The sequence below is a fragment of the Petralouisia muris genome (assembly GCF_004793545.1).
Taxonomy (GTDB): Bacteria; Bacillota; Clostridia; order Lachnospirales; family Lachnospiraceae; genus Petralouisia; species Petralouisia muris.
This window is the reverse complement of sequence record NZ_SRYA01000004.1, coordinates 105,747-119,120: the sequence shown is the minus strand read 5'-3', so window position 1 is coordinate 119,120 and position 13,374 is coordinate 105,747. Positions and strand designations below refer to the sequence as shown.

Annotated in this window: 6 protein-coding genes; 4 read left to right on the top strand and 2 right to left on the bottom strand. The window is 43.0% G+C overall.

Features of this window, described 5'->3' with window-relative positions:
- Nucleotides 1–55 precede the first annotated feature (55 nt).
- From E5329_RS03080 to E5329_RS03065, 4 genes are all read left to right on the top strand, one after another.
- Complete coding sequence (locus tag E5329_RS03080) at nucleotides 56–1,210, top strand: S8 family serine peptidase (protein WP_135988119.1); 1,155 nt, start codon at nucleotides 56–58, stop codon at nucleotides 1,208–1,210.
- A gap of 16 nt (nucleotides 1,211–1,226) precedes the next feature.
- On the top strand, nucleotides 1,227–2,636 hold the full coding sequence (locus E5329_RS03075) for an ABC transporter ATP-binding protein (protein WP_135988118.1): 1,410 nt from the start codon (nucleotides 1,227–1,229) through the stop codon (nucleotides 2,634–2,636).
- A 346-nt stretch (nucleotides 2,637–2,982) separates the two neighbouring features.
- Nucleotides 2,983–6,000 carry a hypothetical protein gene (locus E5329_RS03070; RefSeq protein WP_135988117.1) on the top strand — a complete coding sequence of 1,006 codons (3,018 nt, stop codon included), beginning with the start codon at nucleotides 2,983–2,985 and terminating at the stop codon, nucleotides 5,998–6,000.
- Between the two features lie 26 nt (nucleotides 6,001–6,026).
- Nucleotides 6,027–8,741: an amidohydrolase family protein gene (locus E5329_RS03065; RefSeq protein ID WP_135988116.1), complete on the top strand. Its 2,715-nt coding sequence runs from the start codon at nucleotides 6,027–6,029 to the stop codon at nucleotides 8,739–8,741.
- Nucleotides 8,742–8,889: 148 nt separating this feature from the next.
- Here E5329_RS03065 and E5329_RS03060 read toward each other — a convergent pair whose 3' ends face one another.
- The gene (locus E5329_RS03060; protein WP_135988115.1) at nucleotides 8,890–10,131 is read right to left on the bottom strand and encodes an AGE family epimerase/isomerase; all 1,242 of its coding nucleotides are present in this window, start codon (nucleotides 10,129–10,131) and stop codon (nucleotides 8,890–8,892) included.
- Nucleotides 10,132–10,202: 71 nt separating this feature from the next.
- The gene (locus E5329_RS03055) at nucleotides 10,203–13,346 is read right to left on the bottom strand and encodes an alpha-mannosidase (RefSeq protein ID WP_135988113.1); all 3,144 of its coding nucleotides are present in this window, start codon (nucleotides 13,344–13,346) and stop codon (nucleotides 10,203–10,205) included.
- Between the last annotated feature and the right edge of the window lie 28 nt (nucleotides 13,347–13,374).

The window sequence follows — 13,374 nt, the reverse complement described above, 5'->3', positions numbered from 1 at the left end:
TTTGTGGCAGGGCTGCAGGGATTGCCTGTGTATACGTGGAAAGAAGGGACTGTCATTGAAATTAAAAATAGCGGTCATTGACAACGGAGTGAACGGGGAATTGTTAGAAATTCTTCTGCCCCATAAAAAAGCTGCAGTGGACTGCCGGCAAGTTCTGGACGGAACCTGCGTTCCCCAGTTTCTTGAGCCGGAGGGGGAACTGGAATCCCATGGCACGCTGTGCACGGCTCTTTTGCTGGAATTTTTGGAAAAAAACCATGCTGCGGATTGCCGTATATTCAGCGTTTCCATCCTGAACCGGAACCGCGGCCAGGAGCTTAGTGAGTTCTGCGCTGCGCTGAAGTGGTGCGTGGTCAAAAAGATGGATGTGGTTTTGATGAGCATCGGCGTAAAGATTCCGGCGTATGCGAAAAGGCTCCTGCCGTTTCTGAATAGGGCGAAGGATCAGGGAACCATACTGCTTGCAGCGGCTTCCAACGCTTTTGAGATTACTTATCCTGCCTGTTATGAGGGTGCAATCGGCGTAAAAAAAGGCGATGTTTATGGAATAAAAGCCATTCGGGATCCGAAGGACGGCATAGATTTGGAAGGGAATTATGAAACTTCCTGTGTGATGGAGCGATACAGTGAATGGCTGGGGGAGGAGTATGGGGTGTCCAATAGCGTTGCGCTGCCTTACATAGCCGCGTTTATATGTTCCATGTTACAGAGGAATGGAAAAATGGGGAAAACGGAGATTTTGGAATGTTTTTTGGAAAACGGAGGTTTTGCCAGTGAAGTTCCATTCTGCTTTGCCAACCGCCAGGCGGGCCATACTGTGGAAGGCAAAATTCCGTCTCCGATGTCTTACATAGAGGATCCAATACCGAAAATAACGGTGGTTTACCAGGAAAGCATAGAGGAAAAACTCAAATCGGCATTGGAAGATATTGTGCTGCGGTTTGAGGAAAAGGGTTATTCCTGCATCTGCGCAGCCGACTGGGAAAAGAAGAACAGCTTTGAAAAAAACATTTTTCCGCTGTCCCTTAGTAAAGTCCAGGAGGATCTGCATTATTACAGCTTATATTTCAGAAATAACGGCTTAATCATTTTTTTTATGGAAGAACACAGCGCGGATCCGGAATTTATGAAGGGAATGGATCAAATCATTGCGCTTGATGATAAAAAGGACAGGAATCTGGCTGAATGGATTGTTCGGAAGATTTTGTAGGAGATGAGGTTTTAGAATGAACAAAAGGAAAGATTCTTATTATTTAGGAAAACTGTTGGCGCTGCTGAAACCCTATAAATTATACCTGGCCGCCATTTTACTGTGTCTGATTGCTTCTTCCGGCATTGTTTTTTTACAGCCCTTGCTGATTAGCAGGCTGACGGATCAGGGGCTTCTGGAAATGAATCTTTCGGCAACGGTAAAGATGACGCTCCTTATATTTCTGTTGGTCGTTGCGGGAGAGCTTATATCTTTGCTGCAGTCCTGGATGTTTGTGCGTATCCATAACGCGTTCTATTTTTCTTTGATTTCCCGGGGATTCCAAAAGCTGATGCGTTTAAAAATATCTTATTTTACGGAAAAGAGCAGCGCGGAGATTATAGACAATATGCGCGTGGACACATCAAACGCCGCTTTGATCACAGATCGGTTTTTCGGGTTTGCCATTGAATACCTTTTCCGTATTGCCAGCAGCCTGGTGGGGCTGTTTGTCATAAGCTGGAGGCTGACTCTTATTGTAATGCTGATTGTGCCGGTAAAGTGCGCGATTGTCAGCCTGTTTTCCAAAAAGACAAGGAAATGGACCCAAGAGCGTCTGGAGAAGTTAAGCGATTTCACGGGATGGTTCAGTGAAAATGTGGGCGGAATTAAGGAAATAAAATTGTGGGGCCTTTACCAGAAGCGGTGGGAGGAATTCCAAAGGCGGCAGCAGGAATTGCTGAACCTGCATCAAAAGGAAGCGTTGTTGGAGAGCGTAAACAACAGCATTGAGGCGGCGTTAAGCTGGGGCGTCACTGGGCTTTTGTATATTCTGGGAGGAATGCAGATCATAGAGGGCCGCCTGTCGTTAGGCGGAGTGTTCGCTTTTATTTCCTACAGCGGTTATGTGACCAACCCGATTATGGCTTTGCTGAATCTTCGAATATTTTTTTCCACAATCATCCCTTCCGCCAAACGGCTGTTCCAGATCTTTGAGCTGGAGGAAGAGCCCGACGCGGGAAAATTAAAGATGGATCAGGCTCCTTACCTGTTCAGCAAAACTGTAAGGGAAAACATTGATTTGGATTCTCGGACGGATCAGGAAGCGTTCCTCAAGGCCTGTGAAAAAAGCGGCGCAGATAAATTTATTGCAAAACTGCCAAAGAAGGAAGACAGCGTCATTGGCCAGAACGGCTCTATGCTGTCAGGGGGCGAGCGGAAGAAGATTGCGGTGGCCCGGGCCATGGCAAAGGAGGCGCCCATTATTGTTCTGGATGAAGCGACAGCCGGGTATGACGGGGAATCCGACGCCCAGCTGCATGATTTTTTGATACATCAGACAGAAGGGAAGACGCTGATTGTAATTACCCATAATCGGGAGCATTTAGAAGGCATGGATCGAGTGTATTGTTTGGAAAACGGCAAATGTCTGGTAATGAGCGGATAGTCACTGTGGATGCAGTAGACCTTATGCAGAGCATCAGTTAGCTATGAACGTCATCTTTAGAATGGCAGATATCCTGGTTTTCGATATCTGCAAAATTCATTGATATTTAACCGCCGGAGTAATCATATAAATTGTTTACTTTATGAAAAGAATGAAATATAATATACATATTACAGTTTGCATAGAAAATTAAAATGAGCATGATACAGACTGGGAAATTTTATGATATGCTTGGGGCAGGAGCTTCAAAGTCATCAGGCATAAAGTCAGGGCAGGAATTGGTGAAATATGTTCTGTTTGCCGGTTGAAAGAGAAAACCAAGGGAAAAGTATAAGGGGGAATAAGAATGAGTGAACAAAAGGGAAACCAAAATAAGATAGGAGCAAGATGTCTGTCGGATTCAGAGGCCGAATTAATTATGCCAAACTACAAACGGATCTATCATCAGATAGAACTGTTTCGTGAGGAAAAAAACTCCATGGACGACGCTGAAGGACAAAAAGTAAATGGCGGGAATAAAGATCAAAAAACCAACAATATAGGAATTATAGGGGTCAGGGGAGCCGGTAAGACATCTATTTTAAAGACCATACGGGTTCAGCTGGAAAAGAGTAAGCGGGCGTCGAATGATATTATACTTCCCATCATCGTTCCAGAGAACATGTCGGAATCTGGCACACTGATGGCAACAGTTTTGGGAATGCTGAATGAAGTGATAAAGGAAAGGGACGAGGAAGAGAAAAAAAGGCTGAAAAAAGGTAATATAGACTGCATTAAGAAAACCGTTCTTCGGATAAAATATGATGAAGTGATTAAACAGTATACCTATATTCAGAAAGAATACCGGGATATCTTGATCCGCCAATACACGACGGAGAATGATTATGTAAACCGCTCCACCAGTGTGTTTAATTCGGATACGGAATTTATTAATAAATTTAATGAATTGGTTGATGAGCTGGTCGATGCAAAGAAGCAAGACGGCAGCCTCCTTTTTCTGTTTATAGACGATATTGATTTAAGTACATATCGGTGTGCGGATGTAGTAAAGACCCTGCTGTCTTATCTGTCCAATGAAAATATTGTCACTTTCATTTCCGGGGATTTGGAAACATTTGAGGAAGCATTGACCCTGGATTTTCTCAGACAGGAAAATGTGCTGAACAGGGATATTTTGGACCAGAAAATGGGCAGCAATACGCTGCTTGCCAGCAAAAAGCAGCTTGCTTATGAATATCTGAAAAAAATTATTCCTCCTGCATACAGGTACAATATTAAACTTTGGTCTTTAGCGGAAAAGGGAAATTACTGTATTGCGGATGGGGAAGAGAATCAGACGGAAGAAGCCTCCCCTGCAGAAGAGCAGAGAGACAGAAGACAGAAAGTGGGAATAACGCTTTCAGAGCTGCTGGTTCAGAAATTAGAGGGTTGGGTTGATCCAGCTTTTTTCCGTTATGCGGAGATCGAGGAAGACACAGAAGGCCGAAGCCAAAAAGAAAATGAAAGTCAAAATCTGCCATATACATATCATTTATTTGACAATACTTCTCGCGGCCTGAACAATGTCTATAACGTATTAGGTGAAATTTCGGAGAAAAAGAAAGCGCCGGGGAGGGATTATTCCAAGGAAAAGAAACTGCTGTTGGATACCATTATTTCTTCCAAACCGATTTATAACAAATATAGAAATGATATTCAGTTGAATTTCTTCCATATAGGGACAAATACAGACAGCAAAGTGTTTTTTGACAATGCAGGAGCGGTTATTTACAAGAGTGCCAGGCTAGAAGTTCAAGGGGACAATCCACTAAGCCAGGAAGAATATCAGGAAATGTATCATATAGCGGATCCCATAGAAAGGTTTTCCCTGTTTATTCTGGTAGATTTTGCTGCCAGGCTTCTGTACGAAGTGGATCATTATGAAAAACAGATAAAAGAAGATGGATGTTACAAAGTTCTAAAGGATCAAGCAATGAAAGACTTGTTTTTCCATCCTGTGATAGCGGAAAAGGTTATGGAGGTTTCCGATTACAGATGGGAAACTGCAGAAGAGGCAAAATTGAAAAATGAGGCGTTAAAGAAATGGAAAAAAGAATACCCGGAGCTGCAAGATATGAAGCTGAAGGACGTAAACAGCAGCTTTTTGCTGAAGGGAGATTTGATCCTGAATCTGGCATATTATAAAAATCTTCCCTTAGATGGAATATTGAGATTATATGAAAATAAATCATCGGAAGCATTGGCTAAGGAGACGATTGCCACAGCGGAATTAGAACAGAGTGTTGTAATTGCTATGTGGAGGGCCTTTTCATCGGCAGCTAAGGTAAATGGGAAAAAGACATCAAAGATGATTGCCAGGTACTACTCTGTTTTTTGGAAGGAATTTGCATATATCCGTAATCAACTGTCAAGTTCTGTTACACAGAATATTGTGTTAAGATTATTTGAGGATGAAATAAATGCAGTTGTCAAGGATGAAGAGAACTTGGGAGAAAAAAAGGAGATGCGGCGGATTTTGTTAAATACATTGGACAGAATTCTGGCAGTGCAGGATAAGGATGAAATTGAAGAAAAGTGGAAAGAGATTCATTTGAATGATTTGTATGTTGTGGAAAAAAATGGAGAGCAGAAAAAGATTACAGATGATATAGAAAGAAGAAATCTGGAAAGAAAGACAGAAGTTTTAAAAGCAATAGATTCAGGCATGCTTTGGCATGCAGAAGTTGCAGAGAATGTAACTGTTTATTTAAAAATGATGATAAAGAGATATCTTAAATTTATCAAAAAGGCTCTGGAAGAAGAGGAAGAGTGGAGATTGAAGACAAGTAACGCCGATGAAAGTTGGAAAGATTTAATAAATACGTATGTTGGCGTATCCAAAACGGTAGCAAAACGCACACGTAATAGTGTTAAAAAGATTCTTCATGATAATAAAACGGACTTTCAGAAGGGAATGTCTCTTGAGACATATAGGAGTGTAATCAGGGAACTTGAACAATTAGCTGGAAATCCCTATGTCTGGTATGGGCAGTCTGAAGCGCAGCAGATTTTAAATGAATTGCAAAAGGCGTCAGCCGAGCCGAATATACAGGACGAGGATACATCGCAGGACTGGGATACATGGATTAGTCAGCATTCCTATTTTACGTTTCTTTTGCAATGTCTGTATAAATACAAAATGGAAGCGGAGCAGAGTGAAAATATTGTGCAGAATGCCCGTTTGTTGTCAGAGATAGCCAGAGAATTACCAACTGCACATAAGGAGGCTGACAAACAGACATTGGAGAATTTTATAGATGAATTGAATAAGAACTTAGAACAGAAAATAGATTCCGAAGACTTCGAGGAGTTATTTTCTTCATAGTTAATGGATAAGCAGAGGTAAATATCATGATTAATGATTCTATTAACCGCTTTTTGGGTGTTTTATGCTATCCATTTACATCTATGGAGGCATTCCGGGAAGACCTTATCAATGAATTTATTGTTGCTGTAAGAGCAGGAGAGGAAAAGAAGGCCAAAGAGATACGAAAGCGTCTGAAAAGTGAATTGATCAGCTATATCCGCCGAAACTATAATATCTATTCCTATGATGAAATTTACCTGTATCTGGAAAAATGCTACCTTTTTTATGGTTATGGTGATGGTGCAGAAGGCTTTGACAATGCTTTACAGCTGTATCAATATATTATGAAAAAGATGGCGGCTGCTTTAATTTCACATCGGGATGGACGGATCGTGTTTAAATACTGGAGAAACAAAAACGATGAAGAGCTATTTGGCGGATTTGCAAATAATAACAAAGTAACTTTGTTTCACAGCCTGAACTGTCACATTCCGATGGATGTGATTGCCATTGTCTATATGATTATCAACCACGGAGAATTGGATGCCAGTTGTCTGGATTATTTTTATGGAAATATAGAAGTGGCAGATCAGCAGCTGTCCAAAATTCTGGAAAAAGGAGTCGCCGAGAACCATCTGCACAAAGGAGTGTCCAGAACATTTCCAAGCATATGGGATTCACTGATGGCTCCGCTTACGATAAAAGATAGCAAGTTTTTTTGGGGGCGGAAATTTGTAGACGGCACGGAAGAACAAAATAAACGAATAATTTTTTACATCTTGGGCTGTGGAATTGCCAGGGCGTATCTGGCTTTGGAAATTTCATCTCTTTTGACTAAGGGGCAGCGGCATGGACCGGATGCATATGGGAAAGAAGTCGGGGAGCTGATTGAAAAATTTCAGGAAGGACAGCCGTTCGAGAAATTTTTCAGAGATAATTATCAGGATAAAAATGAAAAAGAAATCACCACTTATTATACAAGGCTATGGGACCGTCTTGCAGAAGTTCAACAGAAAGCTTTTTCTAGTGAGCGCTTTTGTACGTCTATCCTGAATGAAAACGCCGAGCTTCATACGATTGATGAAAATATTTTTTTATATTATGCGTTATATATGATGATAAACGAACAAATGACAGAGGATATGAAACAATGCATGATGCAGTATTTGAGGATCAGAAATTATTTGTTTCATGTGAGTGTGCAGCAAAAGACAATAAAAGGATTGGATTATTTTCAGCAGGAGCATTATAGCGTGAATTCTGCGTTGAATCATGTGAATATAAAAAATTTCTGGGAAACTGCAATGCGGGAACAGTTGCAGAACCAGGATTTATATAAGGTTGAATTTCGATCTTCCATACCGGTGGCTTACGCAAAGTGCAAAATGGAAATACTGGATTTTCTGAAGGCGTATCAGAAAATATTAAAGGAAGACTATTCCTATTATGATGAGGAAAAAAAGGAATATATTCTTTATCGCAAAATTCCACAGGTGGGACTGGTGATTCATTTTCTGAAAAAGCCGGATGAGTCAGTGCCGGAGAAATGTTTTCAAAACGGAAAAGCAGACTGCTCATATTTTCATTTTGGTGAACTTCAAAAAGAATATAAAGAGCAAATCGGAAATTTGATTCAATTGAGGACAGAATACAGCGAGTTGAGCAGATATCTGGTGGGGATAGATGCAGCAAGCTTGGAAAATTCAACGCCGGTTTGGGTATTTGCGCCGATTTATGAACAAGCAAGGGACAGCAGCATTGAAAAGATCGGAAGGAGAAATGAGTACGGAGACTATACCCAGAGTCTGGGTTTTACTTTTCATGCGGGAGAAGATTTTCGGCATATTTTGTCAGGGCTGAGAAGGATTGACGAATCTGTGGAATATTTGAAATTTCATGCAGGAGATCGAATCGGACATGGGATTGCACTTGGTATTTCGGCCCGGGAATGGAAAAATCAAAATCCAGTTATAATCATTCCGCAGATAGAGGCGTTGGAAAACTATCTTTGGGCGTATGATACATTGAGTAAAAATTACAGTGATTTCCAGGCCACTATTTTGGCGTATATGGAAAAGCAGATTTATGAGCTGTCTGGGAAAATCTATGGAACTAGAAAAGAATGTGTGGAAATGGAACAGGAAGGAATTGCATTGGAACTTCTGATATCAGGTTACCACAGATTATTTGCTTTCCATGAAACGAAATATGAAACAGAATATGAAATGGTAGAAAAGGAATTTTGCAGCAGGATGTGTTCAGGGAAAAAAATTCACTGGGATCCTATGCTGCTGGCTGCGGCCAGACACTGTAAAAAATTTGTGAAAGAGATGGAAAGGCCCATTCATTATGAAATTACGGAGCAGGATTTGTTAATTGTAGAGGAACTGCAGAAAATATTGAAGAAAAAGCTGGGGAGAAAAGGCGTTATTTTAGAAGTAAATCCTTCTTCCAATACGGCGATTGCTGATTTGGATGTAGTGGAGGCAAACCAGTTATATCAAATGAATCAGATAAACAACGCCCAGAATGTAATTGTCTGCGTTAACTCAGATGAACCGGCGGTCTTTAATACAAATGTATCAAACGAACTGGCGTATATTTATTATGGCATGTTGGAGCAAAACATCAGCCGGGAGGCAGCGTTGCTATGGATTGACAGGTTGAGGAGGAATGGAATGGATAGTTCATTCATCCATCACCTGGAGCCGGATGAGCTGCTGTTGAGAAAACTAAATGAATTGATTGAAAGCATGTAAATTGATCCGAACAAAAGGATTTCCGTTGGATAGTATGTCTATAGATATGAAAACGAATGAATATAACGGGAGAAAAGTAACAAAACTGTGGGAAAATATCATTCTCCCACAGCCCCGTTCTTAAACAGATAGTTACGTTGTCAGTCTCTTATGATATCTGTTTTCCTGCATTCTGCTTTACAGCCGCCGCAATTGACACATCTACCGGATAATACGGTATCAGCGTTGCCTGCAGGGCATGATAAATATCCGATTTCCCTGGCCATACAGTACCCATCAGCTGATTGTGCTCATCCAATTGATGGAACCAGGAGCCCTTTTCATGATCCAGAACGGTTTCGTCCAGATATTGCATGAACATGGCGTAATCATCCGCATATTCCTGCTTTTTGGTGATTCTGTATAATACGGCGGAAGTGTTAATGGCCTCTGCCAGCGTCCAGTGCATACGGTCATGCACGACTGGTTCTCCGTTCCAATTCGTAGTATAGACGATGCCCGGCGCGCCGTCTGCATTCCATGCGTCATTGATGGCCCGGCGGTATAACCGTTCGGCCATTTCAATATATTTTCCGTCGTTTTCTGTACCGTAGGTTGCGCATGCCCACTGGCTGATCAGCCTTGCCCATTCAATGCCGTGTCCCGGCGTTGCGCCGTAAGGCTTGAAGGGGTCGTCCGGTTTGTCCTGGTTGCATTCCAGATCCGCCTCCCAATTCTTAGTAAAATGTTCTGGTATTCTGTCCTGGTTATCAGCGGCCCAGCCGATGACATGGTCGATTATCCGGCCGGCCCTTTCCCGGTATTCCTGATTTCCCGTGGCGTCCGCCACTGCAAGGAATGCTTCTACGGTATGCATATTGGCATTAATGCCGCGGTAATCGTCCAGCACGGTAAGCTCCGTATTCCAGGCATCAAATGTCAGGCTGTTTTTTGTGTCCCAGAAATACTGATCAAAAGTCTTAAGAGCCTTTTCCAGCAATTCTGATGCGCCATCCCGCCCGGCCAGAAGCGCGGAGGTGGAGGCAAGAATCACAAAGGCGTGGGCATAGCACTGTTTCCCCTGCACAATGCTGCCTTCTGGAGTAATTCCTGCATACCAGCCCCCGTTTTGTTCATCCTTCAATATGCCGGTAAGCCCTTTGAGGGCCGCATCCACCAGCTGCTGGCTGCCTTCATGACCCAGCAAGGTTCCAATGCTGTACACATGGGCCATGCGGCAGGTGATCCATGTTTCACGGTTCCGTTCTTTCCAAGGGGTACCGTCATCTCCCAGATAGTAGGATGCTCCTTCCGGGGATGGGAACTGGCGCCCGAATTGCAATAGATTATCTCTGATTTCTGACATAAATGCTCTGTTTTCTGATGTGTCAATGATATATTTTTTCTCCATATTTTATCTCCTGATATGATAAGTGATATAGCTGCTAGTGTACTGTTAACGGGCTGCAAAGTTATGAACTCTCATTTTAATACGATCGTTTTGATTTCATAGGGCCTGATGTCTGTGTATATCGTATTTCCATCTGTTTTAAGTTTTACTTCCGGGTTCTCCAGCAGATCAGACTCCCACGCTTCTGTAAAATCCTCCTTAACAGTCAAGGTAATGCTGCATCTTCGGTTATAGCACTCGTAAAGGCGGATTACGGTATGTTCTGAACGTTCTGCCTGTTTTACCACTTCGATGACGACATTTTGTTCCTGCACTGTCACATAAGAGTAATTCTTCGGCAGTCTGCCTCCCGCCTTCTGTTTCATGACAGCAACCAGCGGATTATTAAATAAATATGCTTTTTCTACCGTATGCCCCTTTCTGAAATCATCTTCATGGGGGCAGATAGAATACCAGAAAGTGTGAAGTTCTTTGTCTGCTTCTGGATTTGGATATAAAGCGGACTTCAGCATTGTCAGGCCGATTACGCCGTCTTTTACGCTGCAGCCATATTTACAGTCATTTAAAATGCTGACGCCATACCCGTTTTCGCTGACATCCAGCCACTTGTGGGAGCAGACCTCAAATTTTGCAAAATCCCACATGGTATTGCTGTGTGCAGCGCGTGTTACATTTCCATATTGAATTTCAAACACTGCTTCGTCCGTATGGATGTCTACCGGGAAGTAGTCCCGGACAAGGATCTGCGCTTCTTTCCAGTCGATTTCATTGCGAATGTCAATACGGTACAGATCCCTGTAAAAATACAGATACTGTACAATTTTGGAATCCAGGTAGGGATGTTCGATACGGATACAAGCCCTTATCGGTCCATCCTCCAGGATTTCCATGGAAGCGGCCGCATCCACCTCCCAGGATTTTTCCGTATAATAATTGTTAATGTCCCAGGCGTCAAAATTGTGCGGCTTATCTTCATAAGTTATGATCTGGTTTGCAGTTTTTCCGTTCGGTATGATTTCCCGCTCCGTAACCTTGTCATAAATGCTGGTAAATTGCCCGGCTTCGTTCAGGGCAATATGGAAATAGGGCGTGTCAATGTCCTGGAAAGAACGGATCATCCTGTATTCCGGAGCTTCCTTTTTCACTGTCTGGTAGGTGCGGTATCCTCTGACTGGTATTTCATCCAGCACAGCGAAATATCCTTCGGCCGTTTTTTGAAGGGGATATTCTTTGCGGCCGTCAGACAATGCAAGTGAGCCAGAATCTTCCCCAATGCAGGAGCAGGGAATGATGACGGGCGCCGGCCCTTTTGCATTGTTGGGGTTAAAGAGCACAATATCATTTTCCCGGGCGTCCACATGATCGGCGACTGTCTGGAGAATTTTCCCTGTCATCTGTTCTGTTAAAGATAATACATGTTCATATTCCTTTCTGGAGTCTTCGTAGACTTCCAGAATCGAAGAACCTGGAAGAATATCATGGAACTGGTTTCTCAGCACGATTTCCCATAGTTCCTTCAGTTCTTTCTGCGGGTAGGGATGCTTAAGCAGCGCCTTTGCCAGCACACTGTAGAACTCCAGGTTTTCACAGGCGAACTCTGACTGGCGGTTATATTTTTTATTCCGGGCCATAGAAGTATAAGTGCCGCGGTGATATTCCAGATACAGTTCGCCAACCCATTTCGGCAGATAACGATTTTCCTTTACGGTTTTTTCCAGGTTTCGGAAAAATTCAAGGGCATGGGATTGTTTTGCCCTCGGGCTTCCTGGAATTCCCTGTTCCAGCCTCCTGCAATTTTCCAGCATTTCTGCTGTGGGACCGCCGCCTCCATCGCCGTATCCGAAGCTCATCAGCGTATCTGTATGAAGATCTTTCTGGCTGTAACGCTGCCAGTTCCCTTTTACCTGAGAGGGATTCAGCATTGCGTTGTATGTGGTAAAATGCTCCGTTTCTGCGCTTCCCTCAATTGCGCCTTTTCCATAATCCCTGGAAGGGGAAAAGTGCGTCAGCACTTTTGTGCCGTCTATGCCTTCCCACAGAAAAGTGTCATAAGGCATTTTATCAAATTCGTTCCAGCTGATTTTTGTGGTCATAAAATAGTTAATCCCGCATTTTTTCATAATCTGGGGCAGCGCTGCCGAATATCCAAACACATCCGGGAGCCATAAGATTTCATTTTTTCTTTGAAATTCCTCTTCAAAGAAACGCAGGCCATGCAGGAACTGGCGCACCAGTGACTCGCCGGAGGCGATGTTGCAGTCTGCTTCCACCCACATGCCCCCTTCGGTTTCCCAGCGTCCTTCTGCAACGCGTTCTTTTATCTGGGCGTAAATTTCCGGCGCGTTTTTCTTTACATAGTCATAAAGCTGAGGCTGGCTGGACATGAACTTATATTCCGGATATCTCCTCATAAGCTCCAGCACGGTGGAAAAGCTTCTTACCGCTTTGTCCTGGGTGGTCTTAAGGGTCCAGAGCCATGCGCAGTCTATGTGGGTATGTCCAACGCAGCAGACGGTTTCCTTTACATTCCCGCAGCTTTTTTTGTAAAATTCTTCTGTGATATATTCCTGCGCCCGTGCAAGGCTGTCATAAAATTCTGTGGAATATTTTTTCCTCAGGTCAAGCAGATTCAGGGATTCATTGAGATGTTGGATAATTTCTATATATTCTGCACTGTCCTCAGGCAGAAGCCTTGCCACCTCATAAGGCACGGAAATGTCATAGTAATAATGTTCCACTTCGGGTTCCAGGATCTTGTATTCTGAATCCATGAACAGGGAAAAATTATGATCTCCCGTGTAAGCCGACAGTAAAATCCGGTAGGTTTCTCCGACGTGTGCGCTCTTTGTGAAAAGAATTTCCCGGTGATTTACATCCAAACCTTGTACCATGCGCCCGTTTACATATGCCGAAAACTGCGGGTTGAGCGCATCCCATTCTCCTTCCCGGCCGGTTCTCAGCTCGTATACGAGAGCTTTTCCTTCACATTCGGGAGGAACGGTAATCACTGTTTCAAAATAGTAATTTTCATTGTGCCCTCCCCACAGCTGGCGGTTTGTCATGATTTCCCATCCGTTGGTAGTAATTGACTCCACATGCTCAAAACGCGTCTCCGTTTTTAACATTCGGTACTGGGTGATGGGATATTTTCGGCTGTAGATGAGTTCTTTGATATCCTGGATCAGCTTTCCTTCTCTTTCTTTTAATAGAATCATTCAAAATTCTCCTTATTTTTGTAAATGA

Bases quoted from the DNA above. Each gene is read 5' to 3' on its own strand.
- E5329_RS03070 (WP_135988117.1), top strand. From the start codon at position 2,983: ATGAGTGAACAAAAGGGAAACCAAAATAAGATAGGAGCAAGATGTCTG.
- E5329_RS03060 (WP_135988115.1), bottom strand. From the start codon at position 10,131: ATGGAGAAAAAATATATCATTGACACATCAGAAAACAGAGCATTTATG.
- E5329_RS03055 (WP_135988113.1), bottom strand. From the start codon at position 13,346: ATGATTCTATTAAAAGAAAGAGAAGGAAAGCTGATCCAGGATATCAAA.
- E5329_RS03065 (WP_135988116.1), top strand. From the start codon at position 6,027: ATGATTAATGATTCTATTAACCGCTTTTTGGGTGTTTTATGCTATCCA.
- E5329_RS03075 (WP_135988118.1), top strand. From the start codon at position 1,227: ATGAACAAAAGGAAAGATTCTTATTATTTAGGAAAACTGTTGGCGCTG.